This window comes from Halodurantibacterium daqingense, from assembly GCF_042666235.1.
Lineage (GTDB): Bacteria > Pseudomonadota > Alphaproteobacteria > Rhodobacterales > Rhodobacteraceae > Halodurantibacterium > Halodurantibacterium daqingensis.
On sequence record NZ_JBHTFQ010000003.1, the window covers coordinates 157,852 to 184,091 of the forward strand.

Below are 26,240 nucleotides of genomic sequence, written 5' to 3' on the forward strand. Positions count from 1 at the left end.
GTTCGTGCTGCGAGCGCCAAGCCTGCGCGAATGTTCGATGCGCGCCCGGTCGGTTATGTCATAGGTCTCCTTGTCGCCGTTCTGGGCGCTGCCATGCTGTTGCCCATGCTGGCCGATCTTCTGCGCGGCGATCCGCACTGGATGGTGTTCTTCGAATGCGCGGTCATCACCGGCCTTTCAGGGGGGCTGATCGCGCTGGCCTGTTCGAACAGCCTCGGGCGGGGGCTGAACATCCAGCAATCCTTCCTGCTGACCACAGGTGTCTGGATCGCGCTGCCAGCCTTCGGGGCGCTGCCGTTCATGATGGGTGTGCCGGGGGCAAGCTTTACCGACGCGATGTTCGAATCCATGTCGGGCATGACCACCACCGGCGCGACCGTTTTCGTCGGACTGGACGACATGCCTGCGGGAACGCTGCTGTGGCGGGGCATGTTGCAATGGCTGGGCGGGCTGGGCATCGTCATCGTGGCGCTGATCTTCCTGCCGGTCATGAAGGTCGGCGGGATGCAGTTCTTCCGCTCGGAAGGGTTCGACACGCTGGGCAAGATCCTGCCGCGCGCGCTCGACATCTCTTCGGCGCTGATCCAGGTCTATGTGGCGCTGACAGTGGCCTGCACGATCGTCTATTACAGTCTCGGGATGACCGGGTTTGACGCGCTGGTCCATGCGCTGACCACCATTGCAACGGGCGGGTTTTCAACCACTGACGCTTCCTTTGCCGCCTTTCGCGGCCCGCTGGAATATGCCTCGACGGTTTTCATGCTGCTCGCCACGCTGCCCTTCATCCGTTACGTCCAGGTCCTCAATGGCTCGGTCACACCGCTTTGGCAGGATCTGCAGGTGCGCGCCTATCTGCGCTGGGCCTTCTACGCCATCGTGGCGGTGGTGCTTTACCGGTCCTACACGCAGGATGTGCCGTTCTTCGTGATCCTGCGCGAAACCACCTTCAACATCGTGACGCTGTTCTCCGGCACCGGCTATGGCAGTGCCGATGTGACATCCTGGGGCGCGTTTTCCTTCGTCGTCATCATCATCGTCGGGATGATCGGGGGCTGCACCTCATCCACCGGCTGTTCGATCAAGGTGTTCCGCTATCTTGTGCTGCTGGAAGGGATCAAGGCACAGGTCCGCCGCATCCAGAGCCCGAGCCGGGTGATCCCTGTCCGCCTTGGCGGGCGCGCGGTGGGCGAGGATGTCTTGAATTCGGTGATCGTGCTGTTCACCTGTTTCATCCTGACCTTCGGCCTGACAGCCGTGGCCCTGTCGATGACGGGCCTGCAGACCCTGACTGCCTTGACTGCGGCCTGGACGGCCATCTTCAACATCGGCCCGGCCTTTGGCCCCGAGGTGGGGCCGACCGGCGCCGTCGATGCCTTTCCGGCGCTTGCCAAATGGCTGATGATCTTCGCCATGCTTCTGGGCCGGCTGGAGCTTCTGGCGGTATTCGTCCTGTTCGTGCCGCGGTTCTGGCGCGGCTGAGCGCCGGCACCGTATCAGTTCCAGCAGGACACAGGGGTCGTTATTCCTGCAGCGCCTTCGGCCAGCGCCGCCGGGCTCAGATCCTGACCGGTTCCGGAACCGGGCAGAGAGATGCCTTGGCCCTCAAGCCAGCTTTCGACCGCCGCAGTGGTGATGGCGAGGCTTGCGCCGGCGGTCTCTGTCGGCAGCAGCAGCCCGACCACGGCGCCCGTCCCATCCAGAAGGGGTGCGCCCGTGTCGCCGGGCAACATCTCAAGCCTGAGGCTTTGACGACCCTCCTCCGGGGGCGCCGCCACGATGCCGCGGGTGAGGGCCGGCAAGCCCATGGCCGCCCCGAGGGAAAAGCCCGCCGCCACGATCGGGGCACCCACCTCAAGCGGGAGGCGTTGCCAGCCCGCCGTCCGTCGCGGCGGCGGCGGTGCTTCGGGGCGCAGAAGCGCAAGCCCCGTGGCGGTATCCGAGGCCGAGATCACCGCGGGTGCATCGTCCACGCTGATCCGTGTGCAGGCTGCAACCGCCGCCGCAGCGGTCAGGACATGCCCCTCGGCATCCAGAAAGACGCCGGTGGCGCTACGGCTCGGCGCGGCTTCGGCCACCCCCTCAAGCAGGGCGGCACGCATCTCGTCGCTGGGTGCGGCGCCCAGATCGTCAAGCGTCTGCGGGCCGATGGGGGCGAAGCTCTGGCGCATCGCGGCAAGGATCGGGGCCATGTCGGGGGCGCGATCATCCCATGTCACCACATAACCGCGGATCGCGCCGTCGTGAAGCCGCACAAGCACATGGGCGCGCCGTGCGCCCTCTGCGGTCTCGATCTCGAACCCGGCAGCGTCGAACGAATCGCGTCCGCCCGCAGGAACGCCGGGCAGGGCGCGGATCTGATCGCGCAGTCCGGCCAGGGCCTGCGGATTGCCCTGCTGGCTGACAAGGATAATCTCCACCCCGGCATCGCCGCCGTAACGCGCAAAGGGCGGATCATAACGATCGAACTGCACAAGCGCCGTCGGCAGGATCACCTCGATTCCCGCTGCCTCGTCCCGGCGCCTGGCAAGGCCCAGTGCGGCGTCCGCTTCGGCCTGGGCTCCAAGCAGGGCGGCGCGCTGGGCGCTGCTCAGGACCCCTGTCACCTCGTGGCCCTGCGCGGCCTGCCACGCCGCCATGGCGCTGCGGGTGCCAGGGCCGATCGCCGCGTCGATGGTGCCGCGATAGAACCCGGCCTGCTGCAGCGCCTCCTGCAGGGCGATCCTGTCCTCCCGGCTCAGAAGGGCCTCGTGGCGCAGGCTTTCTTCAAGGGGTTCGGTCGCCGGGGCGGGGGAGTCGGAAGCGACAGGACGCTCGGGCGCGGCGGCGATCGCAGACACCTCCTCTGACGGTTGTGCGGCCGGCTCGGGCGGGGGAACGTCAATCACGAGCGGCTGGCGCAGGCCCGTTGCCACGGGCCAGAACCGTTGGCCAAAGGCGTCTCCGTCCACGACATAGGCATCGGCCGGCACGCGCCGATCCTGCAAAAGGCTCTGAAGCCGGGTTGCAGCGTCGGAGGTGGGGTAGGGGCCAAGCGCGATGGCATACCAGCCCGAGGGCAGGCGAAAGCCGTTCACGTCCGCAAACTGTGCCGCATAGGTGCGCGCTCGGGCTTCGGCCGCGCGCAGACTGGGCTGTGCCTCGACCTGGATCCATGCCGGCTCTTGCGCCTGAAGGGCAGGCGCAATCCACAGCGCGCCCATCAGCATCAACACCCCGATCAGTTTCCTCACTGTTTCGCCCCCTGCTGCGACTCGCAGCGACCCTAACAAACCTGCCGGCCACCGCATCCCAATTCGGGAGGCGCATTGACCCCTGGCCCGGCGTTGCCTATTGAACACCTGCTTTCCGAACCGAGGCGCGCATGACCCAGGCCCCCTCTTCCCCCCGCAGTTTTCAGGAAATCATCCTGAGGCTCCAGTCCTACTGGGCGTCGAAAGGCTGCGCGGTGCTGCAGCCCTATGACATGGAGGTCGGCGCGGGCACATTTCATCCGGCCACGACGCTGCGCGCCCTGGGCAGTCGCGCCTGGGCGGCGGCCTACGTCCAGCCCTCGCGGCGTCCGACCGACGGGCGCTATGGCGAAAACCCGAACCGCCTGCAGCATTATTACCAGTACCAGGTGCTGATCAAACCCTCGCCGCCTGATCTGCAGGACCTGTATCTGGGCAGCCTGCGCGCCATCGGCATCGACGACAGCCTGCACGATATCCGCTTCGTCGAGGATGACTGGGAATCGCCGACGCTTGGTGCCTGGGGTCTGGGCTGGGAGGTCTGGTGCGACGGCATGGAAGTGTCGCAGTTCACCTATTTCCAACAGGTCGGCGGGCACGACTGCCGGCCGGTCTCGGGCGAGCTGACCTACGGCCTCGAACGGCTGGCGATGTATGTGCTGGGCGTCGATCATGTGATGGACATGCCCTTCAACGATCCCGACGCGCCGATCCCGCTGACCTATGGCGACGTTTTCCGCCAGACGGAACAGGAATACAGCCGCTGGAATTTCGACGTGGCCGATACTGCAACGCTGTTCCAGCATTTCCGCGATGCCGAGGCCGAATGTGAACGGATCCTTGCCGCACCCCTGGCAGACAAGGCAGGGCGGCAGATCATCATGGCCCATCCCGCCTATGATCAGTGCATCAAGGCCAGCCATCTGTTCAATCTTCTGGATGCGCGGGGGGTCATCTCGGTCACCGAGCGTCAGGCCTATATCGGCCGTGTGCGGGCACTGGCCAAGAAATGCGCCGATGCCTTCGTGCAAACCGAAGCCGGGGGGGCAGGCGCGTGAACGGCAAGATCCTTGGTGGATCAATCGCGGCCGTCGCCCTGATCGGGGGCGCAGCGATGTATTACATGCAGGTCTATGGCTATTATCAGCCTGTCACGCAGGACGCCGCGGCCATCGCCCTGGTGCCCGAGGGTGAGGACCGACCCCGCCCCGTTGCCGTGACGGGCTTCGAGGGGATCGACGCCGACAGCTCGCCGTTGCGGTTCCGTGCCTGCTTTGACCTTGCGGCCGGTCCCGAACAGGACCTGCAGGGCTTTACCCCCTATCCGCGCCCGGAACCGCTGAATGCCCCCCACTGGTTTTCCTGCTTCGATGCGGCGGCAATCGGTGCGGCGCTTGAAGACGGCGCGGCGCAAGCCTTTCTCGGACAGGCCGAAATCGCGCCTGGGGTAGACCGGGTGATTGCGGTGTTTCCGGATGGCCGGGCCTTCGCCTGGCACCAGCTCAACGATACGTACAGGGATTGACCATGCCGGATCTGCTGATCGAACTCTTCTCGGAAGAAATCCCGGCGCGGATGCAGGACCGCGCTGCGGCGGATCTGAAGCGGCTTGTCACCGATGGCCTGGTCGAGTCCGGGCTGACCTATGAGGCCGCCGCTGCCTTTTCCACGCCGCGCCGGCTGGCGCTGGCGGTGCACGGGTTGACGGCGCAAAGCCCAACCCTGCGGGAAGAGCGCAAGGGCCCGCGTGCCGATGCGCCCGATGCCGCGATCGAAGGCTTCTGCCGGTCGGTAGGCCTGCAGCGCGATCAGCTTGAACTGCGCGACGCCGGCAAGGCGCAGGTTTTCTTTGCAGTGGTCGAACGCCCCGGGCGCCCCGCCGCGGCGATCATCGCCGAAGTGCTGGAGGCCGCGATCCGCACCTTCCCCTGGCCCAAATCCATGCGCTGGGGCAGCGGCACGCTGCGCTGGGTGCGACCGCTGCAGTCCATCCTCTGCATTCTGAGCGATGAGGCCGGGGCTGAAACGGTCCCGTTCGAGATTGACGGCATCCGCGCCGGCAATACCACCGAGGGCCATCGCTTCATGTCACCCGGGCGCTTTGCCGTGACCGGCTTCGAGGATTATCAGGCGCGGCTGAAGCGGGCGCATGTGATCCTTGATGCGCAGGAACGCGCGGACCGTATCTGGTCCGAGGCGACCAATGCCGCTTTCGCCCAGGGGCTGGAGCTGGTCGCGGACAAGGGCCTTCTGGCCGAGGTGGCGGGGCTGGTCGAATGGCCGGTGGTTCTCATGGGTGCGATCGACGACGCCTTTCTGGGCCTGCCCCCCGAGGTGCTGCAAACCTCGATGAAGGAGCACCAGAAGTTCTTCTCGGTCCGCAATCCGGCGACCGGGCGGATCGAGAAGTTCGTGACCGTGGCGAACCGCGAAACCGCCGATCACGGTGCCACGATCCTGCGTGGCAACCAGAAGGTGCTGTCGGCCCGGTTGTCGGATGCGCGGTTCTTCTGGGAAAACGATCTGCGGGTCGTGCAATCGCCCTCGGGCATGGATGAGTGGCTGGAGGGGCTGAAGGCCGTCACCTTCCACAACAAGCTTGGGTCGCAATTCGACCGGATCACCCGGATTGCCGCGCTCGCGCGCGATATCGCGCCGCAGGTCGGTGCCGATCCCGACCAGGCCGAACAGGCTGCGCGGATCGCCAAGACCGATCTCCAATCTGCGATGGTCGGCGAATTTCCTGAACTTCAGGGCCTGATGGGCAGCTATTACGCCCGCGCTGCCGGCCTGCCCGATGCCGTTGCGGATGCCTGCGCGGCGCATTATTCACCGCTGGGCCCCTCGGATGCCGTGCCGTCCGATCCGGTGTCGGTCGCTGTCGCGCTGGCCGACAAGCTGGATACGCTGAGCGGCTTCTGGGCGATCGACGAAAAGCCCACCGGCTCCAAGGATCCCTACGCCCTGCGCCGCGCCGCCCTGGGGGTGATCCGGCTGGTGCTGGGGAACGGCCTGCGCCTTCGCCTTGCCGAGGTGGCCTTTGCAGGAGTCGCTCTTCATGCTGGTCTGTTGAAGCTCGTGCAGGATGTCGTGGAGGCAACCCCGGCGGTCCATAAGCATGCAGATGATCTTAACGCTGGTTCGTCGGCCAGCGTGACTCGTGCTTTGGCTCTGCGCAAAGCTGTTGAGAAAGCGGATATCGAAGGCACGCACGCGCTTCATCAGGTCCTTAAGCGTGAGCAGTTCGACATCTCTGAAGGACAGACCAACCTTAACACCGCAATGGAAAAATTGCAGGTGGCGCGAGAGCGCCTTGAGAAAGGCAAGGTCCAGGCGGACGAGAACGCAACTGAACTCCTCTCCTTCTTCCACGACCGGCTCAAGGTATTCCTGCGCGATCAGGGCATCCGCCATGACGTCATCGACGCCTGTCTTGCCATGCCGGGTAACGACGACCTGACGCTGCTGGTAAAGCGGGCCGAGGCACTGACGGCCTTCCTGGGCACCGAGGATGGCGAGAACCTTCTGCAGGGCTTCAAGCGCGCCAATAACATTCTGACCCAGGCCGAGGAGAAGGACGGGGTTGAATACTCGGTCGGACCAGAACCCAAGCTGGCCGAAGCGGAGGAGGAGAAGGCGCTGTTCGAGGCGCTTGATCAGGCCGAGGCCGCGATCCTGCCTGCCGTGCGCGCCGAGGATTTCCAGACCGCAATGGCGGCAATGGCAAGGCTGCGCGCCCCCATCGACGCGTTCTTCACGGCGGTCCAGATCAACAGCGACAATGCCATCGTGCGGCGCAACCGTCTGAACCTCTTGCACCGCATCCGCACTATCTGCGGTGGCGTCGCGGATTTCGGGCGGCTGCAAGGCTGACCTTGTCCCCCGTCGCGACGCTTGTGCGGCTGCGCAGAAAGCGTATGTTGCCGGAAGAACAGGGGGATGCTGCAGTGCAGAGAAGCGAGCGGCCGGAGTTCACCGAGATCACGCCGACGGCGCCCGTCGCCGTGGCCAGCCATGGCTGGCGCGCCAAATGCCTGCAGCGTCTGGTGCGGCTTGATCTGCCGGTGCCGCGGACTGTGGCAATTCCTGCCGCGACGGTGCGCGCCATAGCCGGGGGGCATCTGCCGGACACTGGCGCGATCCTCGCCGGTTTCGGGGCGGGGCCGCTTGTTTCTGTTCGGCCGAGTTCGGAGAACCCGGATTGGGGCGGCCCGGGAACGATGCTGAATATCGGCATGAATGACGAACGTCACGCGGCGCTTGCCGCCGAACACGGCGCGACGGTGGCCGACGCGCTTTATCTGCGCTTCATCCGCGCCTATGCGACGCATGTGGCCCGTCTGGACCCGGACATGTTCGATGGTGCCGACGGTTCGGCCGAAGCGCTGCGCGCTGCGCTGCGCGCCTATGCCCAGGAAACGGAAGAGCCCTTCCCGCAGGATCCCGCACGCCAGCTTGCCGAAGTCCTGCGCTCGATGGCGCGGGCCTGGGAGGGCACGTCGGCGCGGTTGTTGCGCCAGGCCAAGGGCGCGCCGGCCGAGGCCGGGCTTGGCCTTGTGGTGCAGGACATGGTGCTTGGGCTGGGACGCGGCGAAAGCGGCTCGGGCGTGATCCAGTTCGTTGATCCGGTCAGCGGGCAGGCGCAGATCACCGGGCGCTACATGCGTCAGGCCCAGGGCGGTGATCCCATTGCCCAGTCCGAAGGCGAGATCTATCTGACGCGCGACCCTCGCGGCCCGTCGCTTGAAGAGATCTGCCCGGATGCCTTTGCCGACCTGCTGCGCTATGGTGAGGCGTGCCGGCGCCGCCTGCGCGAAGAAATGCAGATCGAGTTCACGCTGGCCAATGGCCGGCTGTGCGTTCTGGATGCGGTGAAGGTTGCACGTTCGTCGCGGGCAAGTGTCCGCATCGCCGTGACTTTGGCCGAGGACGAGGTGATTTCGCGCAGCGACGCACTTCTTCGGGTCGAACCCCGGGCGCTGTCGGAACTGCTGCACCGTCAGGTCGATCCGCGCCGTCCGCGCGACATCTTTGCCCGTGGTATCGCCGCAAGCCCGGGGGCTGCGAAGGGGCGCATCGTCTTTTCCTCGGATGCGGCGCAGGCAAGCGCTGCACGGGGCGAGCCCTGTATTCTGGTGCGTCGCGAAACCGCGCCCGAGGATATTCGCGGGATGCATGCCGCCGCCGGGGTTCTGACCGAACGCGGGGGTATGACCAGCCATGCGGCGGTGATCGGGCGCGGACTGGGCCTTCCCTGCGTCGTGGGTGCTTCCGAACTCAGGTTCGATCCGCGCGAGCGGCTGTTGCGGGCACGGGACGGACGGGTATTTCGGGAAGGCGACGTCATCACGGTGGATGGCACCCGCGGCGAGGCGCTTGTCGGCGCGGTCGATATGCTTGAGCCGGCGCTTGACGATACGTTCCGCACCCTCCTGTCCTGGGCGGATGCCGAGCGCGACATAGGTATCCGGGCCAATGCCGACAGCCCTTCCGACGCCCGAATCGCCCGTGATTTTCTGGCCGAGGGCATCGGCCTCTGCCGGACCGAGCACATGTTCTTCCAGGGCGACCGCCTGACCGTGATGCGCGAGATGATCTTTGCCGACACGGCCGAGGATCGCGCCGCGGCCCTTGCGCGCCTTCTGCCGATGCAGCGGGCGGACTTCACGCATCTGTTCGAAATCATGCATGGGCTGCCGGTCTGCATCCGTCTGTTCGACCCGCCGCTGCACGAATTTCTGCCGCACAGCCGGGATGGCCTGCGCGAACTTGCCGAGGCGCTCGACAAGCCGCTCTCGGATGTGACACGGCGGGTTGAGGCCCTGTCCGAGTTCAACCCGATGCTGGGCATGCGGGGGGTGCGGCTGGGCATCACCCTGCCCGAGATCTACGAGATGCAGGCCCGTGCCATCTTCGAGGCGGCGATCGAGGCCGCGCGCCACGGCCGCGTCGTGGTGCCCGAGATCATGATCCCGCTGGTTTCCGCGGTGCGCGAGGTCGAGCTGGTCAAGGCCCGCATCGAGGCGGTTGCCGCCGCCGTCCGGACGCGCATGGGGGCTGACTTCAGCTATCGCCTTGGGGTGATGGTGGAAACGCCGCGCGCGGCACTGCGGGCAGGCGATATAGCGCATCATGCCGCCTTCCTGTCTTTCGGCACGAACGACCTCACGCAGATGACCTATGGCCTGTCGCGCGACGATGCCGGACGCTTCATGTCCGCTTATGTGCAGTCGGGCGTCTTTCCGGAAGATCCCTTCCATACGCTCGACGTGGACGGGGTGGGAGAGCTGCTTCTGATCGGTGCCAGTCGCGGACGGCGGGCGCGTGCCGATCTGACGCTCGCGGTCTGTGGCGAGCATGGGGCGAATCCCGAATCAATCGCCTTCTGCAGGGCGGCCGGGTTCAACTATGTCTCCTGTTCTCCCTTCCGCGTTCCGGTTGCACGGCTTGCAGCTGCGCAATTGGCGATTGTGTCGCGCATGACGCCTGAAAACAGCGCGGAATTGCCATGATTTCTTGGCAAATTAAAGGTTAATTAACCTTTTGCCCCTAGAGGTCGGAGCATCTTCTACGGCATCTTTTTGCCCAGCCTAGTTGCAAAAAAGTCACTAGGGTGGACGATCCGGCGTATTTGAAGTATCCCGCATCCCGGTCCTGATGAATTCGCCACCGGATCGGTGGTGCCATCGGGGCCGGGGAACAGTACCGGGAACGGACCAATGCGATTGCTTACGACAGGGATTCAGGGGCTTCTCGGCCTCCTGGTTCTCGCCGGGGCGGCCTCCGCTGAGGTGGATACCGACGAAACCGAAACACCCGCCGTGGCCGAAGCGCAGGCGATCGACGAACGGATCGCCGCCCTTTTCGGCCAGGAGAACGCGGCGCTGGGTGCGCTGAACCAGACCCATGTGGACAAGATCACCACCGCTCCGACTGCAGTGGCGCAGACGGGCGTGGTCGAGGTGCGTTACGATCCCAGCTGGCTGGCGCAACTGCCGGCGCAGCGGGGCGATGAAGAATGGCAGTGCCTGGCGAAGGCACTTTACTTCGAGGCGCGCGGCGAGCCCGTCCGCGGCCAGTTTGCCGTGGCCGAGGTGATCCTCAACCGGGTCGAGGCGCGCGAATACCCCAACACGATCTGCGGCGTCGTCCACCAGGGAAGCGGCCGCAAGTTTGCCTGCCAGTTCACCTTTACCTGCGACGGGCGCCCCGAAACGATCCGCGAACAGGCCGCCTATCAGCAGGTCGGCAAGATCGCGTCGCTGATGATCAACGGTGCCCCGCGTGCCCTGACCGATGGCGCGACGCATTTCCATACTCATGCCGTGCGGCCGCGTTGGGCGAGCAAGTTTCCCCGCACCGCAACGATCGGGTCGCACCGTTTCTACCGCCAGCCCGTGCAACTGGTTTCCTCGCGCTGACCCCTGGGCCGCCCGTAAGGGGCGGTCTGCCCGCAGCGGCTTCTGTCTGCCGCTGGATGTGGTAGTGTCCACGCTCAACCTCTGCAGACCAGGCCTTGCATGACCACCGACATCCGCCTCGCTTTCGCCCATCCCGAAGAACGTGCCGAGGCCACCGCCGGGGCTGATCCGCGGGACAGGATCTCGCTCCGCGATCACGTGGTCGAGGTCGAGATCGGGGCCTTCCAGACCGAACGGGGCAAGACGCAGCGGGTCTGTTTCAACATCGTGGTCGAGGTTCGGCCACATCCCGCGCCGATCGAGGATGATGTTGACCGGATCCTCTCCTATGACAGGATCACCGAGGCAATCGCGGCCGAGCTTGCGGCCGAACGTCTTAACCTGCTTGAAACCCTTGCCGCGCGGATTGCCGAACGCATCCTCGCCGAACCGCAGGCGATGCGGGTCTTTGTACGGATCGAGAAACTGGATCGCGGCCCCGGCGCGCTGGGGGTCGAGATTGTCCGCAGCCGTGCCGAGGCGCCGATGCAGGCCGCAGCCGGGGATGGATCGCTCGCCGATCTGCAGCCGATCGTGGTCTGTCTGGACAATGCGGCCATCGCCGCCCCCGATCTGTCGCAGCGCCTTGACGCGCTTCTTGGCCGCGGCCGGCCGCTTGTGCTGACAGTCGGGCTTCCGGCCGAGGCCCTGCCGCAGGTGGAACCGCGCGCGGTCCAGCGACGCATCGATCTTCTGGGGATCGAGCAGAATGCCTGGCGACTTGCTGCGCGGGACGGGCGGTGCCTGGTCGTCGGCAGCCGGACCGAGATCGACTGGGCCTTGCGCAACGGGCGCATGATCGTCTGGGCGCCCTCCAAGCTGGTGCTTGACGCGGTGGACGGACCCAAGGCATCGGCGCGGGATGGTGTCGCGCTTGCATTGTGGCTGGCGGAAACGCTGGCCGCCGACCGGCTTCTGGTGATGGGCGAGGGGCGTGCACCGGCGGGAAGCCGCATTGCGGTCGAGCATCTGAACAGCTGAGCCTTGCAAAGCGCCGAATTTTTGCGCACATCCCCTCGATGGACTATTTCCGACCGATCCCATCGTGCGATCCTGCACGCCCCGCTGCGGCATTGAGCCTTGCCGGCGGCTGGTGCTGGTTTGACCGGATCGAGGTTCTGTCACGAACGCGGCCGGCGCGTATCATCCCTGCACATGAGGCGCCCCGCGAGGTTCTGCAGCGGCTGTGCGCGGCGCGCGCGCCGCAAGCCGGCTGTGCCATGGATCGCCCGCAGATCATGGGAATCCTGAACGTCACCCCCGACAGCTTTTCCGACGGGGGTCGCCATGATCTCCCGGACCGTGCATTGGCCCATGCGCAAGCAATGGTGCGTGCCGGCGCAAGCATCATCGACGTCGGCGGCGAAAGCACCCGCCCCGGCGCCGACCTCGTGCCGGATGCGGTTGAAAGCGCGCGGACAGGGCCGGTCATTTCTGCACTGCGTGCTGCAAAGGTGGCGGTCCCGATCTCGATCGACACACGCAAGGCTTCGGTGGCGCGCGCGGCGCTGGTGGCGGGCGCGACGCTGGTGAATGACGTATCGGCTTTCACCCATGACCCGGAATTGCTGGATCTGGTGGCGCAGCTGGATGTTCCGGTCTGCCTGATGCATGCGCAGGGCACGCCGCAGACCATGCAGCACAACCCCTGCTATGACGATGTGCTGCTGGATGTTTACGACTGGCTGGAGGCGAGGGTGCTGGCCGCCGAGGCTGGGGGCATTTCCCGCAGCCGCATCATCGTCGATCCGGGTATCGGCTTTGGCAAGACCGAGGCGCACAACCTCGCGCTTCTGCATCGGCTGAGCCTGTTTCATGCCCTTGGGTGCCCGCTGCTGCTGGGGGTGTCGCGCAAGCGCTTCATCGGCCGGATCGGCGGGGCCGGGAACCCCGCAGACCGGGCGCACGGTTCGGTCGCGGTTGCGCTGGCCGGCGTTGCGCAGGGCGCGCAGATCCTGCGCGTCCATGACGTTGCGGAAACCGACCAGGCGCTGCGGCTGTGGTCAGCCGTTACACTTGAAGGAGAGGGGCGATGACGCGCAAGCTCTTTGGAACCGATGGAGTTCGGGGACAGGCGAACAGCTTTCCCATGACCGCCGAGATCGCGCTGCGCCTCGGCGCCGCTGCCGGGCGTTTCTTTCGCCGCGACGGCCAGAAACAGCATCGGGTGGTGATCGGCAAGGACACGCGGCTGTCGGGCTACATGCTGGAGAATGCGCTGACGGCGGGGCTTACCTCGACCGGGATGAACGTGCTGCTTCTGGGTCCGGTGCCGACGCCTGCGGTGGGCTTTCTCACCCGCTCGATGCGGGCGGATGTCGGGATCATGATCTCGGCCAGCCACAACCCGCATCAGGATAACGGCATCAAGTTCTTCGGCCCCGACGGCTTCAAGCTCTCGGACGAGGCCGAGGCCGAGATCGAGGCGATCCTCGAAGGCGAGATCCAGCCGGCGCAGCCCCAGAATATCGGCCGGGCCCGCCGGATCGATGACGGGCGCGGGCGCTATGTGGAATATGCCAAGACCACCTTTCCGGGCCGCAAGCGTCTGACCGGCATCAAGGTGGTGGTGGATTGCGCGAACGGCGCCGCCTATCGCGCCGCGCCGGACGTGCTGTGGGAACTGGGGGCCGAGGTGATCCCGGTTGGTGTTTCGCCCAACGGCTACAACATCAATGACGGTTGTGGTTCAACGAACACACGCGCCGCCGCTGAAACGGTGGTGGCTCATGGCGCCGACATGGGGATCTGCCTCGACGGCGACGCGGACCGGGTGATGATCCTCGATGAACGCGGGCAGGTGGCGGATGGCGACCAGATCATGGGCCTTTTCGCCGCCCGCTGGGCCGCCGAAGGGCGCCTGCGCGGCGATACGCTGGTCGCCACCGTGATGTCGAACCTCGGGCTGGAACGGTTCCTGACCGGGCGGGGCTTGCGGCTGGAACGCACCGCCGTCGGCGACCGCTATGTCGTCGAGCGGATGCGCGGGGGCGGCTTCAACCTTGGCGGCGAACAGTCGGGCCATATCGTGATGACCGACTATGCCACGACCGGCGACGGGCTGATCGCGGGGCTGCAATTCCTGGCCGCGATGGCGGAAACCGGCGAACCCGCCAGTGCGCTGGTGCGGCAGTTCGACCCGGTGCCGCAGCTTCTGAAGAACGTGCGCTATGCAGCGGGGGCCGACCCGCTTGCCGCCACCCGTGTGCAGTCCCGCATCGCCGAGGCCGAGGCGCAGCTGAGCGGCTGCGGCCGGCTCCTGATCCGCAAGTCGGGCACCGAACCCCTGATCCGCGTCATGGCGGAATGCGAGGATGCGGCGCTGCTGGCCGAGGTCGTCAACGGCATCGTGGCCGAGGTGGAACGGGCAGCCTGAAATGAAAAGGCGCCCCACGGGGCGCCTTTCGTCGATCTGGTCCCGAACTCAGTTCCGGGCCTTGTCGACCATCTTGCCGGCGGAGATCCAGGGCATCATCGCGCGCAGCTTCTCGCCCACCTTCTCGATCTGGTGTTCGTCGTTGATGCGGCGGGTGGCCTTGAAGAAGGGCTGACCCACGGCGTTTTCCTGCATGAAGTCACGCACGAACTTGCCGGTCTGGATGTCGGTCAGGACCGCCTTCATCCGCGCCTTGGTTTCCTCATAGGGCAGGATGCGCGGGCCGCTGACATATTCGCCATATTCGGCGGTGTTCGAGATCGAGTAGTTCATGTTCGCGATGCCGCCTTCGTAGATCAGGTCCACGATCAGCTTCACCTCGTGCAGGCACTCGAAATAGGCCATCTCGGGCTCATAGCCGGCCTCGACCAGCGTCTCGAAGCCCATGCGGATCAGCTCGACCAGACCACCGCACAGCACCGCCTGTTCACCGAAGAGGTCGGTTTCGCATTCCTGACGGAAGTTCGTCTCGATGATACCCGAACGCCCGCCACCGATGGCCGAGCAGTAGGAGAGGCCGATTTCCATCGCCTTGCCGGTCGCGTCCTGATGCACCGCGACGAGGCAGGGAACGCCGCCGCCCTTGGTGTATTCGCCGCGCACGGTGTGGCCGGGGCCCTTGGGCGCCATCATGATGACGTCGACGCCCTTTTTCGGCTCGATCAGGCCGAAATGCACGTTCAGGCCGTGGGCAAAGGCAATCGCCGCGCCTTCGCGCAGGTTGTCATGGACGTATTTCCTGTAGGTCTCGGCCTGAAGTTCGTCGGGCATGGTGAACATGATCAGGTCGCACCAGGCGGCAGCCTCGGCGATGCCCATCACCTGCAGGCCTTCACCTTGCGCCTTGGCGGCCGAGGGCGAGCCTTCGCGCAGCGCGACGACGATGTTCTTGGCGCCCGAATCCCGCAGGTTCAGCGCATGGGCGTGGCCCTGGCTGCCATAGCCCAGAATGGCGACCTTCTTGTCCTTGATCAGGTTGATATCGCAGTCGCGATCGTAATAGACGCGCATGTCCGTTTCCTTCCCTATGCTGATGTCCGGACCTTAGGGCAAACCGGGGAGTGGTTCGTTGTAAAATTCCGGAATGATGGCTATAAACTGCGAAAATCATTCGCCTATGGCTTCTTTGGCAAAATCATCATGTCCATTGACGATACTGACCGCCGCATCTTGCGCCATTTGCTGGCCGAGCCTGACCTGCCGACAGCGGTGCTGGCCGAACGGGCCGGCGTCACCTCCGGCACCTGCTGGCGGCGGTTGGAGCGATTGCGTGGCCTTGGCGTCTTGCGCGGGCAGGGGATGGCCGTGGACTGGCGGCGACTGGGCTATGAAATCGAGGTGTCGCTGCGCTTCACGCTCGACAAGACGGCGCCCCGGGCCTTCGATGATTTCCTTGAGGCGGCGCGCAAGGTGCCCGAGGTGATCCAGATCCAGACCTTCCTTGGCCGCGTCGATGTGCGCCTGAACATGGTGGCTCGCAACATGGCGCATTATCAGGAGGTTTACCGCAGCCGCATCCTGACCCTTCCGCATATCGCCGATATCGAGGCGCTGATGCATGTCGCGACGATCAAGGACAGCGTGGAGCTGCCGCTATGATCGACCTGGATGATACCGACCGCGCGATCCTGCGCGCATTGGTCGAAGATGCGAGCCAAAGCGCCAGTGCCCTTGGTCGGCGCTTTGGCCTTTCGCAGCCGGCAACCTGGCGCCGCATCCGCCGGATGGAGGAGGCGGGCGTCTTTCGCGGGCGCCGTGTGGAGATCGATCACGAACGGCTCGGATTTGGCGTGACGGTGTTTCTGGGCGTCAAGTTGGCAACCAAGGGGCGGGTGAGTCTGGAGGATTTCGAACGCGCGGTGTCAGCAATCCCCGAGGTGCAGACCGTGCAACACGTGCTGGGCGTCTACGACTACCGGCTGCGCGTCATCGCGCGCGACCTGAGCGATTTCGAGCGCGTGTTGCGGCGGCGGATCATGACCCTGCCCGGGTTGGGCCAGGTCGATGCCAACGTGCTGTTGTCGGAAGAACTGCTGCCAGGCCCTTTGGGCTGAGGATCAGCGCATTCCCAGCCCCGCGCGCATCAAGGTCTGTCGCACAGGGCGCGCGGAATACAGCAGGTTGAGGGCGGCCGCCCGCGCATCACGCATGATCGGCTGCCCCAGCATCGAGGCGCGGTTCAGAAGATCGATCCCCGCCAGCCGCGTCTGCACCTCGGGCCAGCGCCGACGATGATAGGTTTCCAGCATCGCGGCACGTCCCAACGACTCTGGCTGCGCCTGCGCAAGCTCAAGAAGCACCCGCGTGTCGGCAAGGCTCATGTTCAGGCCCTGGGCGCCGATCGGCGGCACGACATGTGCGGCTTCCGCAATCAGCGCGGTGCGCTGGCCCGAAAAACGGGCGGCAATCTGGCTGATGATCGGCCAGATCGAGCGCCGGCCCAGAAGCGTCAGCGGCCCGAACAGGTGGCAAGAGCGTTCCGACATCTCGGCTTCGAAGGCCGCGGTTGGCAGGGCTGCAAGGCGCTGCGCCTCGGCGCCGCTTTCCATCCAGACCACAGCCGAACAGGGGCGGCCATCGCGATCGGGCAGGGGCACCAGCGTGAACGGCCCGCCCGAGCGGTGGATCTCGGTCGAGACATTCTCATGCGGGATCGGGTGGCTGACGGCGAAGGCCAGTGCCTTCTGACCATAGCGCGTGGTACGTACCGGAATACCCAGAGCTGTCCGCACCGGCGAACCGCGGCCATCGGCGGCGATCAGCAGCCGCGCCTCGATGCGGCTGTCGTCCGAAAGCGTCACAATGGCCGCGCTGTCCCGCGTCAGCACCGTGCGGGTACCGACTCCGGCCCGAAACGCGACGTTGGGAAGCTCCTCCAGTCGGAACAGCATTTCGCGGCGCAGAAGCCAGTTCGGCAGGTTCCATCCGAAGGGTTGAGCCGAAATGTCTGCGGCGTCGAAATCCTTGACGATCCGAGCTTCGGGCACCTTTCCCCCGGCATCGACGATCCGCATCACCTGCAAGGGCGCCGCATGAGGCAGGAGGCGCGACCAGAGGCCCGCTGCCTCGAGCACCGCGACCGAGGGCTGAAGGAAGGCGGTGGTGCGCAGATCGGCATTGTCGGCCGCGCCATCGGTAACCGGCCGGGCCGGATCGACGCAGATCACGGAAAAACCCGCCGAGCCGAAAGCCGCAGCCGCTGTCAGCCCGGCAACCCCCCCGCCTGAAATCAGAATGTCCGTCCTGGTGCGCATGGCCTTCCCTCCTGGGGATCAAGATAGGCCGCGAGCGGCCCCGCGTCCAAGAGCCATTGATCAGCCCAGGCTCACAAGCACAAGAAGCAGCAGACAGACCGGTGCCGCCATCACGGCGGGCAGATACAGCGCCGGAAGCCCCCAGGTCATGACTGCGATCGCCCAGAGGCTCAGGATCGCCACCAGCAGATACCAGATGGAGTCTTCCTCGCGGTTGAGGTCGCGGGCAATCCAGCCGAACACCGGAATGCGATAGTACCATGGGCTGGGCGCGTGCATCGTGGTCATGGGGGCCTCCTGTTGGATGCGCCCGATATGGCCCCCGGGCGACAGTCCGAAAAGGCAGCATCTTGCCGCAGTGCGACAGGATCACGCAGTCAGAAGCGACAGGAAATGCGGCAGGTCGTCCGTGTGATGATGGATATGCGGCGCTTGCAGTGGCTGGGGCGCCACATGAATCGTGCGCATCCCCATTTCGTGCGGCGCGGCGAGGTTGCGAGGGTCGTCCTCGAACATGGCGGCGGTGGCGGGGTCCAGTCGGTCGGCGGCAAAGATGGCCTCGAAGGCTGCGCGCTGCGGTTTTGGCAGATAGCCCGCATGTTCGACGCCATAGATCGCATCAAAAAGTCCTGAAAGACCGCGCGCCGCCAGCACCCGTTCGGCATAGGGCGCCGAGCCGTTGGTATAGACGATGCGCCGCCCCGGAAGCGCGCGGATCCGCGCCGCAAGCACCGGGTCCGGCAGCAGGGCATCGAACGAGATGTCGTGCACATCAACCAGGTAAGGCTCGGGATCGATGCCATGGCGCTCCATCAGCCCGGCCAGCGTGGTTCCATAGCTTTGCCAGTAGTCCAAGCGCAGCCGGTTTGCCTCGGGGCGGGGCAGGTTCAGGGTGCGCATGACAAAATCGGTCATTCGCTGATCGATCTGATCGAACAGCCGGCTCCCGGGCGGGTAAAGCGTGTTATCGAGGTCAAACACCCAGCCGCGAACGTGAGAGAAATTCTGTGCAACCATGGCGTCAGCTTATGCCCTTGCCACGACGGCGGCAATCGGCTTGATCGTTGCCAGCGGCAAAGCTTAGGATGCGCGCCGACGGGAGGAGCCATGAAAGAGCCGAAACCGATCCAGAAGGACGCATACAGCCTGATCCTCGATGCGATCGATCTGGGGCTTTACAAGCCGGGCGACCGGCTGGTCGAATCCGAACTTGCGGATCGCTTTGGCGTGTCACGCACGCCCGTGCGTGAGGCATTGCAGCGGCTGGAAACGCAATCGATGCTTTCGCGGGACGGGCGCAGCCTGATCGTTGCGTCGCTGGATCATAACCAGCTGGCCGAGCTTTACGTGGTGCGAACCGAGCTTGAGGGGCTCGCGGCGCGGCTGGCTGCGCGTCACGCGACCGAAGAGGAAACGCGCGTCCTGCGCTCGATGGTCGAGGAGGACCGCAAGCTGATCGGCGATCCCTCGGCGCTTGCGCGCGCCAACAGGCGCTTTCACAAGCAGGTTCATCTGGCCTCGCACAACCGTTATCTGGTGCAGCAACTCGACCTCGTGCACCGGTCCATGGCGCTGCTGGCGAGCACCTCCCTCGCCGCGGAAGGGCGCGGGGAAACCGCCTTGGCCGAGCACGAGGCGATCGTGCGCGCCATCGAACTTGGAGATGGAGATGCGGCCTACCAGGCGCTGAAGGACCACATCTCCAAGGCCTTCGAGACCCGGCTCAAGCTGGACGCCGGACGGCGACACCTGGGCTGACGGCGCGCGTCGGCGAATGGCTGACGCCTGCCGAGGGAAGGTCGAAGACCCCGTGCGCCGTCTTGTCCCAGTAATAGGGGTTGACCAGAATCTCGCGCAGCGCCTTGTAGGCGGCAAGCGTCGCCAGCGGGAAGTAGAATGGCATGGTCAGAACCCACCTGCGCAAGAAGCGGTGCCGCGGCTCCGATACTCCGATTATCCCGATCACGAGATTGATTGTTTCGGCCAGAAGAAAAGCAGCGGTGAGCGCCGCAAGCGTTCCGGGCGATACGACACCCATGGCGGGATGTGCCAATCCAAGTGCCAGCAGCCAGAATGACCAGAGAAAGGGCGCCAGCAGGAATTGCGACAACGTGGCCGCGAACAGCACCTGAAGCCCGAAGAAGCGCCACCAGCCGATGTCGCGCAACAGCTGGCGCGGGGCGCGCATGTGCACGAGGTAGGTCATCGCATAGCCCTTGAGCCAGCGCGAGCGCTGCTTGATCCAGGGGACAAGGCGGCAGTTGGGCTCTTCGCAGGTGACGGTCGCCAGCACTTCGGTCCGGTATCCAAACCGGGCAAGCCGGATTCCCAGATCCGCATCCTCGGTCACATTATGTGCGTCCCAAGCGCCGATCTTTTCAAGAACATCGCGGCGGAAGAACAGCGTCGTGCCGCCAAGCGGCAGACAGAGACCCAGCTTCTCCATCCCGGGCAGGACCACGCGGAACCACGCGGCATATTCGATCGTGAAACAGCGCGAGAGCCAGTTGGTCGCGGGGTTGTAATAGTCAAGTACCCCCTGAACACAGGCCAGATCCGCCCCCCGGTCATGGAAGCGGCGCACCACACGGTGCAACTGGTCGGGTTCGGGGGCGTCCTCGGCATCGTAGACGCCGATGATCGAGCCGCGGCAGAAATCGAGTGCGAAATTCAGCGCCCGGGGCTTGGTCTTGAGCGGCCCCTTCGGAACCACGATCACCCGCACCCAGGGCGGCAGCGGGCGGCAAGCCAGCGCATCCCGCGTCAGCAGGTCTTCCTCTTCGACCACAAGCAGCACGTCCAGAAGTTCCTTGGGGTAGGTCAGACGGCCAAGCCGCTGGATCAGCCGCGGAGCGATGTCCGGCTCCCGGTAAAGCGGCACCATCACCGAGACAACGGGCATCCGCGCGATCGAGGGCGGCGGGGTGGCCCTGGACGCGCCGCGCAGCTGCATGAACGCGGCCGCCGCCTTCATGCCGCTGACCAGCACCAGCGATCCGAGCGCCCAGAACATGAGCACCATGAACAACGCTGCCGGCCAAAGCATGCCAAGGCCGATCATCGCCAGCGCAACGCACAGGGTGCCGCGCTGCAGCTTTCGCGCGGGCCAGTTCCTGCAGCTGAACCGGGGCGCCGGCCGTGCCTCGGCCCGGCGATTGAGCATGTCGTGGCGCAGACGCAGCACTTCCGCCTCGATCCCGCTGGCCGTTGTCACCGCCATGCAGATCGGGCCAAAAATCTGGGCGAGGTGCGCCCGGTGGCGGATGAACTCGTCCGGCCGTGCCGTCAGAATGATTGTGACGCCGCCCGCCCGACGCCAGGGCAGCAGCCCGTTTCTGAGGCATTCGGCAGCGCCAAGGATATCGACAAGGCGAGGGTCTGCAGGTTCTGCCGCAGGATCAACCACCGCCGCCCCGTGCTGTGTTGCCAGGGCCGCGGCCAGCGCCCGCTCGGTGATCATGCCGTTGCCCAGCAGGATGTCGCCAAGGCGTGCGCCGCGTCGGGATTGCCGTGACAGGGCTTCGACAAGATCCGACGGGTCAAGCGCCTGCTGCTTCAGCAGGATCTGCCCAAGCCCGGGTTGCCCGGGCGCAGGCGCCCCGTTCCAGGCCGGAGATGCGGCTGCGGGATCAAGACGGCGGGCAAGGACCATGCGGCGCTCCTGTCGGGGGAAGTGCCGCAGTATTGCCGGTCGATGGTTAAGGGGACGTTAACCCCGACGAGCGAAGGATATCAGACTGTGCGCCGTTGCCGCATCGCCTCGGCAAAACGCTCGAACAGGTAATAGCTGTCTTGGGGACCGGGGCTGGCCTCGGGGTGGTATTGCACCGAAAACACCGGACGATCCGACATGCGGATGCCACAGTTCGAGCCGTCAAAGAGGCTCACATGCGTTTCCAGCACCCCTTCGGGCAGGGTCTGGCTGTCCACGGTGAAGCCGTGGTTCATGCTGGTGATCTCGACCTTTCCGGTCTCGTTATCCTTGACCGGGTGGTTCGCCCCGTGATGCCCGTGGTTCATCTTGACCGTTTTGGCGCCCAAGGCGAGCGCAAGCATCTGATGCCCGAGGCAGATGCCGAAGACCGGCAGGTCGCGCTTCAACACGCCCTGGATCATCGGTACGGCATAGGCACCGGTCGCGGCCGGATCGCCGGGGCCGTTCGACAGGAACACCCCATCAGGATTGAGCGCGAGAACCTCCTCGGCGGTGGCCGTAGCGGGCAGTACCGTCACATCGCAACCGGCCGAGGCGAGACAGCGCAGGATGTTGCGTTTGGCGCCGAAATCGACGGCGACCACGCGCAGCGCCTCGCCTTCCCTTTGGCCGAAGCCCTCGGGCCAGCTCCACCGGGTTTCGTTCCAGCGGTAGCTTTGGGAACAGGTCACCTCGCGCGCGAGGTCGAGGCCGACGAGCCCACGGAAGCCTCGCGCCTTCGCGACAAGGGCCTCGATGTCGAAGACGCCTTCCGGGTTATGAACCATCGCGACATGCGGCGCCCCCTGCTGGCGGATGGCGCGGGTCAGACGGCGCGTGTCAATGCCGCCCATGCCGATGCGCCCCTTGCGGGCCAGCCACTCTGCAAGCTCGCCCGTTGCGCGCCAGTTCGACGCTTCGGTCGGATCCCACTTCACGATCATGCCGGCCGCAACAGGATCGGAGGTTTCGTCATCATCCTCGTTCACGCCCACATTGCCGACATGCGGGAAGGTGAAGGTCACGACCTGGCCCGCATAGGAGGGATCGGTCATGATTTCCTGATAGCCGGTCATCGCGGTGTTGAAGCACAGTTCGGCGACCGTTTCGCCCACAGCCCCAAATCCGTGACCGTAGAATACGGTGCCGTCAGCAAGGGCGAGGCAGGCGGTCGGCGTTTGGTTGGGCGTGGCGGGCATGGCAGACTCCGGCAATGCGAGGGGGGCGGCGGATCGCCGGGCAACCTATGTGCCGGGCACGTCCGGGTCAAGGGGGCGTGACTTTTTAGGTTCCTGTTGCTTTACAAGGGCTTGGCTGGGATCGGTCTGGTTGTAAGCGCCGGCCTCTCGCGGTATTGTTCGGACTTCGAAGACAATTGAACGGACCACCGGATGAAAATGCGCGATCGGATCGCAGCCGCGCTCAAGGATGCGATGAAGAACAAAGAGGCTGACAGGCTTTCAACGCTGCGCCTGATCAATGCTGCGATCAAGGATCGCGACATTGCCCTGCGTGGCGAGGGCAGCGAAGCCGAACTTGGAGACGCCGACGTCCTGGCCATTCTGGGGCGTATGGTCAAGCAGCGACAGGAAAGCGCCCGCGCCTACGAGGAAGGTGGCCGCCTTGAACTCGCCGAAAAGGAGCTCGCCGAGATCCGCGTCATCGAGGAATTCCTGCCGCGCCAGCTGTCCGAGGCCGAGGTCAATGCCGCGGTGACCGCAGCCATCGAAGAAACAGGCGCCAGCAGTATTCGCGACATGGGCCGGGTAATGGCCGTTCTGAAAGAGCGCTACACCGGGCAGATGGACTTCGGTGCGGTTGGCCCGGCGGTCAAGGGCCGTCTGAGCGCCTGAGGGAACAACTTTTTCCCTTTGCGGTTGGAATCCCGTCCCGGACGGGCGTTCTGACCGATGGAGGGAAGAGATGACAGGCGATCTTGAGGCACAGCGCCATGCGGCAGCAGCAGCGCTGGCCGTAAAGCGTGGCGAGGCCGAGGCGGCGCGGCTGGAAGGACCGTCGCGCATCATGCACGAACACCTGACCGAACGCGAACTTGCCGAAATGGCCGGTGACCCGCACGAGGATCTTCCGGGACCGAAGGGTTAGCACGGGAACGATGCAAGCATCGTGCCCGGCGCTGCGGGCGGCACTCCCGGGGCCAGGATCAGGGGTTGATCGGGTCAGAACACCCTGGTACGGGGCACAGCCTCGGATTCGAAGCCGGGAACGCGGGCCTCGAAGGAGCCCCGTAACCAGCGGCGCAGTCCGTGCTGAGGCGGATGGAGTTGATGCCTTGGCACGCAAGCACCCATCGCGCGCTCATCGGACAGCGGCACTCGCCCTCACCACGCCTCGTCAGTGCTCCGGCTTGCCCTTGAACGGCGAGAGCCGCAGCAGCGCGCGTTGAAGGTCGTCATGCAACGCCGCCCGTTCCTCGGGGCTCAGGAAGGCGCCCAGTTCCACCTCCCGGCCCGAACCGCGCAGCGTCAGGTATTTCGGAACCGGCCCGTCGCCCTCGGACAGGTGCAGGCTTGTCCAGTGAGGGTTCGCGGACCATTCCTGGCGGCGCCCGCCGGGATTGTGACGCACGAGTTCGATCCGATCCGGCCAGACCGACAGAACCTCGATCAGCTGGCCATCGCGGTAACTGCGCCGGAGCGACATCCAGAGCGCCGAGAGCACCAGAAGCAGGAACGGCAGGATTCCCCACAGCACCGGTGTGCCGAGAAGGGCGATCAGCGGCAGAAGAAACAGCCCGGCGGTGATGCCGATGAAGGCCACGAAGCCGCGCGGCGGCAACGAACGGTGGGGCCAGAGGTGCAGCTGATAGGCTGGCGCACCCTTGTCGTGGAAAAAGGCCCCGGGTTGCCCCGGAGCCTTTTCCTGTCCTTTGATCCATTCGATCGGCATGGATCGCCGGCCTCAATGTGCGTGGCTGCGGTCCCAGTCCTCGCGCTTGGGGAGCGTTTCGAAGGTATGCTCCGGCGGCGGGCAGGGCAGGGTCCATTCCAGCGTGTCCGCATGCTCGTTCCAGTAGTTGTTGGCGGTCACGCGCTTGCCATAGAACAGCGTGTAGAACACCACCCCGATGAAGAACAGGAACGAGGCAAAGGAGATGAAGGCACCGATCGACGAGACGTAGTTCCAGAGCGCATAGGCCTCGGGATAGTCGATGTAGCGGCGCGGCATCCCCTGACGGCCCAGGAAGTGCTGCGGGAAGAAGGTCACGTTCGCGCCGATGAACATCAGCCAGAAGTGCACCTGACCCGCCCATTCCGGATACTGACGGCCCGACATCTTGCCGATCCAGTAGTAGATCCCGGCAAAGATGCAGAACACGGCGCCGATCGACATCACGTAGTGGAAATGGGCGACCACGTAATAGGTATCGTGATAGACGCGGTCAACAGGTGCCTGGCTCAGCACGATGCCGGTCACGCCGCCCACGGTGAACAGGAACAGGAAGCCGAAGGCGAAAAGCATCGGTGTCTTGAGTTCGACCGAGCCGCCCCACATAGTGGCGATCCAGCTGAAGATCTTCACCCCCGTCGGCACAGCGATCACCATGGTGGCAAGCATGAAGTAGCTTTGCTGCGTCAGGCTCATCCCGGCGGTGTACATGTGGTGCGCCCAGACAACAAAGCCCAGCACCGCAATGGCGACCATCGCATAGACCATCGGCAGGTAGCCGAAGATCGGCTTGCGCGAGAAGGTGGCGATGATGTGGCTGATGATGCCGAAACCGGGGATGATGATGATGTACACTTCCGGATGGCCGAAGAACCACAGGATGTGCTGGTAAAGCACCGGGTCACCGCCGCCCGACGGATAGAAGAAGGTCGTCCCGAAGTTCCGGTCGGTCAGGAGCATCGTGATCGCGCCGGCAAGCACGGGAAGGGCAAGGAGAATCATCCATGCGGTCACGAAGATCGACCAGGCGAACAGCGGCACCTTGTGCATCGTCATGCCCGGGGCGCGCATGTTGAGGAAAGTCGTGATGATGTTGATCGCGCCGAGAATCGATGAGGCCCCCGAAACGTGGACCGCGAAGATCGCGAGGTCGGTCGCATAGCCGCCTTCGTTGGTCGAGAGCGGCGGGTAAAGCACCCAGCCCACACCCGCGCCGAGCTGGTCGTTGCCACCCGGGCTCAGGACCGATGCGACGGCAAGGGCGGTGCCTGCCACGAACAGCCAGTAGGACAGGTTGTTGAGACGCGGGAAGGCCATGTCCGGGGCGCCGATCATCAGCGGCATGAAATAGTTGCCAAAGCCGCCGAACAGCGCCGGAATCACCACGAAGAACATCATCAGCACGCCATGGGCGGTGATGAGGACGTTCCACAGATGGCCGTTCGGGGTGCAGTCTTCGGTGGCGGCAGCGGCAAGGCGCGCACCTTCCAGACACATGTACTGCACACCCGGTTCCATCAGCTCGAGCCGCATGTAGACCGTGAACGAGACCGAAATCAGCCCGACGATCGCCGCGGTGAACAGATAAAGGATACCGATATCCTTGTGGTTTGTTGACATGAACCAACGGGTGAAGAACCCGCGGTTGTCATGCCCATCGTGGCCATGTGTGGCTGCGTCGGCCATGCTCGACTCCCGTTCCCTGAGTTTTGATCCCCCGACATGCAGATGCCGGAGGATCTGTTCCGTCCTCTTTTTAGAATGTCGCCCGATGCTCGGCAATGACCGACAATGCCGCAGCTGTGCATTTTTCCGGAAACGACGGGTCCGGAGACTACTCGGAAACCGAAATCAGATAGGCCACGATGTCTTCGCCCCCGCGCGCGAGCTTGAAGGTCATGTTCGAGCGGGCGCCGGAATCGCCGAGGTGATCGCGGATGAAGGCGGTCGGATCGGCCAGATAGGGGATGATGTTCTCTTCGTCCCAGACCAGCCCGGCCTCGCCTGCGGCGACCAGCGCTGGCGAATAGCGGAAGCCCTCTTCGGTGCCGGCAGTGCGGCCGATCACTCCGTAGAGGTTGGGGCCGGTGCGGCCACCCTTGAAAATCTCGGTCCCGTCATCGGCCACGATCATGTGGCAGGCGCGGCATTTGTTGAACTCGCGTTCGCCCTTGGCCGGGTCGCCTTCGGCAAGGACAGGGGTTGCGAGAGCAGCGAGACCGGCAAGCAGGGTTATCCTGAGCATTCGATTCCTCG

At 65.1% G+C, this 26,240-nt stretch carries 24 protein-coding genes; 14 read left to right on the forward strand and 10 right to left on the reverse strand.

Annotation, left to right across the window (positions count from 1 at the left end; translation table 11 throughout):
• Positions 1-30 precede the first annotated feature (30 nt).
• Positions 31-1,479 (forward strand): TrkH family potassium uptake protein, encoded by a 1,449-nt coding sequence (locus ACFQXB_RS06945; protein WP_377401212.1) that lies wholly within the window; start codon positions 31-33, stop codon positions 1,477-1,479.
• A 14-nt stretch (positions 1,480-1,493) separates the two neighbouring features.
• Here the strand turns inward: ACFQXB_RS06945 and ACFQXB_RS06950 are convergent, their stop codons facing one another.
• Positions 1,494-3,230 carry a peptidoglycan-binding protein gene (locus ACFQXB_RS06950; protein WP_377401215.1) on the reverse strand — a complete coding sequence of 579 codons (1,737 nt, stop codon included), beginning with the start codon at positions 3,228-3,230 and terminating at the stop codon, positions 1,494-1,496.
• 131 nt (positions 3,231-3,361) lie between these two features.
• Between ACFQXB_RS06950 and ACFQXB_RS06955 the strand changes: the two genes are divergently transcribed.
• The 8 genes from ACFQXB_RS06955 (at position 3,362) to glmM (ending at position 14,066) form a co-directional block, all read left to right on the forward strand.
• Positions 3,362-4,288 (forward strand): glycine--tRNA ligase subunit alpha, encoded by a 927-nt coding sequence (locus ACFQXB_RS06955; RefSeq protein WP_377401218.1) that lies wholly within the window; start codon positions 3,362-3,364, stop codon positions 4,286-4,288.
• Positions 4,285-4,755, forward strand: a complete 471-nt coding sequence (locus ACFQXB_RS06960) for a DUF6446 family protein (RefSeq protein WP_377401221.1) — start codon at positions 4,285-4,287, stop codon at positions 4,753-4,755. Before ACFQXB_RS06955 ends, ACFQXB_RS06960 begins: the two co-directional genes overlap by 4 nt.
• A 2-nt stretch (positions 4,756-4,757) precedes the next feature.
• Positions 4,758-7,103 (forward strand): glycine--tRNA ligase subunit beta, encoded by a 2,346-nt coding sequence (gene glyS, locus ACFQXB_RS06965; RefSeq protein WP_377401224.1) that lies wholly within the window; start codon positions 4,758-4,760, stop codon positions 7,101-7,103.
• Between the two features lie 44 nt (positions 7,104-7,147).
• On the forward strand, positions 7,148-9,742 hold the full coding sequence (locus ACFQXB_RS06970) for a putative PEP-binding protein (RefSeq protein ID WP_377401227.1): 2,595 nt from the start codon (positions 7,148-7,150) through the stop codon (positions 9,740-9,742).
• A 207-nt stretch (positions 9,743-9,949) separates the two neighbouring features.
• Entirely contained in the window at positions 9,950-10,651 is a 702-nt protein-coding gene (locus tag ACFQXB_RS06975) for a cell wall hydrolase (RefSeq protein ID WP_377401230.1), read from the forward strand.
• A gap of 99 nt (positions 10,652-10,750) precedes the next feature.
• Positions 10,751-11,671, forward strand: coding sequence for a dihydroneopterin aldolase (locus ACFQXB_RS06980; protein WP_377401233.1), 921 nt, complete (start codon positions 10,751-10,753; stop codon positions 11,669-11,671).
• Positions 11,672-11,709: 38 nt separating this feature from the next.
• Positions 11,710-12,726, forward strand: a complete 1,017-nt coding sequence (folP, locus tag ACFQXB_RS06985; RefSeq protein WP_377401237.1) for a dihydropteroate synthase — start codon at positions 11,710-11,712, stop codon at positions 12,724-12,726.
• The gene (gene glmM / locus ACFQXB_RS06990) at positions 12,723-14,066 is read left to right on the forward strand and encodes a phosphoglucosamine mutase (protein WP_377401240.1); all 1,344 of its coding nucleotides are present in this window, start codon (positions 12,723-12,725) and stop codon (positions 14,064-14,066) included. The genes folP and glmM overlap by 4 nt, the downstream gene beginning before the upstream one ends.
• A gap of 48 nt (positions 14,067-14,114) precedes the next feature.
• On the opposite strand, the gene ilvC is transcribed toward glmM, so the two are convergent.
• On the reverse strand, positions 14,115-15,137 hold the full coding sequence (gene ilvC / locus ACFQXB_RS06995) for a ketol-acid reductoisomerase (RefSeq protein ID WP_377401243.1): 1,023 nt from the start codon (positions 15,135-15,137) through the stop codon (positions 14,115-14,117).
• A 129-nt stretch (positions 15,138-15,266) separates the two neighbouring features.
• On the opposite strand from ilvC, the gene ACFQXB_RS07000 reads away from it, so the two are divergent.
• Positions 15,267-15,725, forward strand: a complete 459-nt coding sequence (locus tag ACFQXB_RS07000; protein ID WP_377401246.1) for an Lrp/AsnC family transcriptional regulator — start codon at positions 15,267-15,269, stop codon at positions 15,723-15,725.
• Positions 15,722-16,180 carry an Lrp/AsnC family transcriptional regulator gene (locus ACFQXB_RS07005; RefSeq protein WP_377401249.1) on the forward strand — a complete coding sequence of 153 codons (459 nt, stop codon included), beginning with the start codon at positions 15,722-15,724 and terminating at the stop codon, positions 16,178-16,180. Before ACFQXB_RS07000 ends, ACFQXB_RS07005 begins: the two co-directional genes overlap by 4 nt.
• A gap of 3 nt (positions 16,181-16,183) precedes the next feature.
• Here the strand turns inward: ACFQXB_RS07005 and ACFQXB_RS07010 are convergent, their stop codons facing one another.
• The 3 genes from ACFQXB_RS07010 to ACFQXB_RS07020 all read right to left on the reverse strand — a co-directional run bounded on the left by ACFQXB_RS07010 (position 16,184) and on the right by ACFQXB_RS07020 (position 18,397).
• Positions 16,184-17,380, reverse strand: coding sequence for a UbiH/UbiF family hydroxylase (locus ACFQXB_RS07010; protein WP_377401252.1), 1,197 nt, complete (start codon positions 17,378-17,380; stop codon positions 16,184-16,186).
• 60 nt (positions 17,381-17,440) lie between these two features.
• Positions 17,441-17,668, reverse strand: coding sequence for a hypothetical protein (locus ACFQXB_RS07015; RefSeq protein WP_377401255.1), 228 nt, complete (start codon positions 17,666-17,668; stop codon positions 17,441-17,443).
• Positions 17,669-17,749: 81 nt separating this feature from the next.
• Positions 17,750-18,397 (reverse strand): pyrimidine 5'-nucleotidase, encoded by a 648-nt coding sequence (locus tag ACFQXB_RS07020; RefSeq protein WP_377401258.1) that lies wholly within the window; start codon positions 18,395-18,397, stop codon positions 17,750-17,752.
• A 90-nt stretch (positions 18,398-18,487) separates the two neighbouring features.
• Between ACFQXB_RS07020 and ACFQXB_RS07025 the strand changes: the two genes are divergently transcribed.
• The gene (locus ACFQXB_RS07025) at positions 18,488-19,138 is read left to right on the forward strand and encodes a GntR family transcriptional regulator (RefSeq protein ID WP_377401261.1); all 651 of its coding nucleotides are present in this window, start codon (positions 18,488-18,490) and stop codon (positions 19,136-19,138) included.
• On the opposite strand, the gene ACFQXB_RS07030 is transcribed toward ACFQXB_RS07025, so the two are convergent.
• Positions 19,104-21,032 carry a glycosyltransferase family 2 protein gene (locus tag ACFQXB_RS07030; protein WP_377401264.1) on the reverse strand — a complete coding sequence of 643 codons (1,929 nt, stop codon included), beginning with the start codon at positions 21,030-21,032 and terminating at the stop codon, positions 19,104-19,106. The genes ACFQXB_RS07025 and ACFQXB_RS07030 overlap by 35 nt on opposite strands.
• Positions 21,033-21,112: 80 nt before the next feature.
• Positions 21,113-22,273, reverse strand: a complete 1,161-nt coding sequence (gene carA, locus ACFQXB_RS07035; RefSeq protein ID WP_377401267.1) for a glutamine-hydrolyzing carbamoyl-phosphate synthase small subunit — start codon at positions 22,271-22,273, stop codon at positions 21,113-21,115.
• A 192-nt stretch (positions 22,274-22,465) separates the two neighbouring features.
• On the opposite strand from carA, the gene ACFQXB_RS07040 reads away from it, so the two are divergent.
• Positions 22,466-22,927, forward strand: coding sequence for a GatB/YqeY domain-containing protein (locus tag ACFQXB_RS07040; RefSeq protein WP_377401270.1), 462 nt, complete (start codon positions 22,466-22,468; stop codon positions 22,925-22,927).
• A gap of 70 nt (positions 22,928-22,997) precedes the next feature.
• Complete coding sequence (locus ACFQXB_RS07045) at positions 22,998-23,180, forward strand: DUF3008 family protein (RefSeq protein ID WP_377401273.1); 183 nt, start codon at positions 22,998-23,000, stop codon at positions 23,178-23,180.
• Positions 23,181-23,429: 249 nt separating this feature from the next.
• On the opposite strand, the gene ACFQXB_RS07050 is transcribed toward ACFQXB_RS07045, so the two are convergent.
• The 3 genes from ACFQXB_RS07050 to ACFQXB_RS07060 all read right to left on the reverse strand — a co-directional run bounded on the left by ACFQXB_RS07050 (position 23,430) and on the right by ACFQXB_RS07060 (position 26,229).
• Positions 23,430-23,984 carry a DUF2244 domain-containing protein gene (locus ACFQXB_RS07050; protein WP_377401276.1) on the reverse strand — a complete coding sequence of 185 codons (555 nt, stop codon included), beginning with the start codon at positions 23,982-23,984 and terminating at the stop codon, positions 23,430-23,432.
• A gap of 12 nt (positions 23,985-23,996) precedes the next feature.
• Positions 23,997-25,670 carry a cytochrome c oxidase subunit I gene (ctaD, locus tag ACFQXB_RS07055; protein ID WP_377401279.1) on the reverse strand — a complete coding sequence of 558 codons (1,674 nt, stop codon included), beginning with the start codon at positions 25,668-25,670 and terminating at the stop codon, positions 23,997-23,999.
• A gap of 148 nt (positions 25,671-25,818) precedes the next feature.
• Positions 25,819-26,229, reverse strand: coding sequence for a c-type cytochrome (locus ACFQXB_RS07060; protein ID WP_377401282.1), 411 nt, complete (start codon positions 26,227-26,229; stop codon positions 25,819-25,821).
• Positions 26,230-26,240 lie beyond the last annotated feature (11 nt).

Bases quoted from the DNA above. Each gene is read 5' to 3' on its own strand.
- ctaD (WP_377401279.1), bottom strand. From the start codon at position 25,670: ATGGCCGACGCAGCCACACATGGCCACGATGGGCATGACAACCGCGGG.
- ACFQXB_RS06945 (WP_377401212.1), top strand. From the start codon at position 31: ATGTTCGATGCGCGCCCGGTCGGTTATGTCATAGGTCTCCTTGTCGCC.
- ACFQXB_RS06975 (WP_377401230.1), top strand. From the start codon at position 9,950: ATGCGATTGCTTACGACAGGGATTCAGGGGCTTCTCGGCCTCCTGGTT.
- ilvC (WP_377401243.1), bottom strand. From the start codon at position 15,137: ATGCGCGTCTATTACGATCGCGACTGCGATATCAACCTGATCAAGGAC.
- glmM (WP_377401240.1), top strand. From the start codon at position 12,723: ATGACGCGCAAGCTCTTTGGAACCGATGGAGTTCGGGGACAGGCGAAC.
- ACFQXB_RS07040 (WP_377401270.1), top strand. From the start codon at position 22,466: ATGAAAATGCGCGATCGGATCGCAGCCGCGCTCAAGGATGCGATGAAG.
- folP (WP_377401237.1), top strand. From the start codon at position 11,710: ATGGACTATTTCCGACCGATCCCATCGTGCGATCCTGCACGCCCCGCT.
- ACFQXB_RS06970 (WP_377401227.1), top strand. From the start codon at position 7,148: ATGTTGCCGGAAGAACAGGGGGATGCTGCAGTGCAGAGAAGCGAGCGG.
- ACFQXB_RS07010 (WP_377401252.1), bottom strand. From the start codon at position 17,380: ATGCGCACCAGGACGGACATTCTGATTTCAGGCGGGGGGGTTGCCGGG.
- ACFQXB_RS07005 (WP_377401249.1), top strand. From the start codon at position 15,722: ATGATCGACCTGGATGATACCGACCGCGCGATCCTGCGCGCATTGGTC.
- ACFQXB_RS07060 (WP_377401282.1), bottom strand. From the start codon at position 26,229: ATGCTCAGGATAACCCTGCTTGCCGGTCTCGCTGCTCTCGCAACCCCT.
- ACFQXB_RS07045 (WP_377401273.1), top strand. From the start codon at position 22,998: ATGACAGGCGATCTTGAGGCACAGCGCCATGCGGCAGCAGCAGCGCTG.
- ACFQXB_RS07025 (WP_377401261.1), top strand. From the start codon at position 18,488: ATGAAAGAGCCGAAACCGATCCAGAAGGACGCATACAGCCTGATCCTC.
- ACFQXB_RS07030 (WP_377401264.1), bottom strand. From the start codon at position 21,032: ATGGTCCTTGCCCGCCGTCTTGATCCCGCAGCCGCATCTCCGGCCTGG.
- ACFQXB_RS07020 (WP_377401258.1), bottom strand. From the start codon at position 18,397: ATGGTTGCACAGAATTTCTCTCACGTTCGCGGCTGGGTGTTTGACCTC.
- ACFQXB_RS07015 (WP_377401255.1), bottom strand. From the start codon at position 17,668: ATGACCACGATGCACGCGCCCAGCCCATGGTACTATCGCATTCCGGTG.
- ACFQXB_RS07000 (WP_377401246.1), top strand. From the start codon at position 15,267: ATGTCCATTGACGATACTGACCGCCGCATCTTGCGCCATTTGCTGGCC.
- ACFQXB_RS06980 (WP_377401233.1), top strand. From the start codon at position 10,751: ATGACCACCGACATCCGCCTCGCTTTCGCCCATCCCGAAGAACGTGCC.
- glyS (WP_377401224.1), top strand. From the start codon at position 4,758: ATGCCGGATCTGCTGATCGAACTCTTCTCGGAAGAAATCCCGGCGCGG.
- ACFQXB_RS06955 (WP_377401218.1), top strand. From the start codon at position 3,362: ATGACCCAGGCCCCCTCTTCCCCCCGCAGTTTTCAGGAAATCATCCTG.
- ACFQXB_RS07050 (WP_377401276.1), bottom strand. From the start codon at position 23,984: ATGCCGATCGAATGGATCAAAGGACAGGAAAAGGCTCCGGGGCAACCC.
- carA (WP_377401267.1), bottom strand. From the start codon at position 22,273: ATGCCCGCCACGCCCAACCAAACGCCGACCGCCTGCCTCGCCCTTGCT.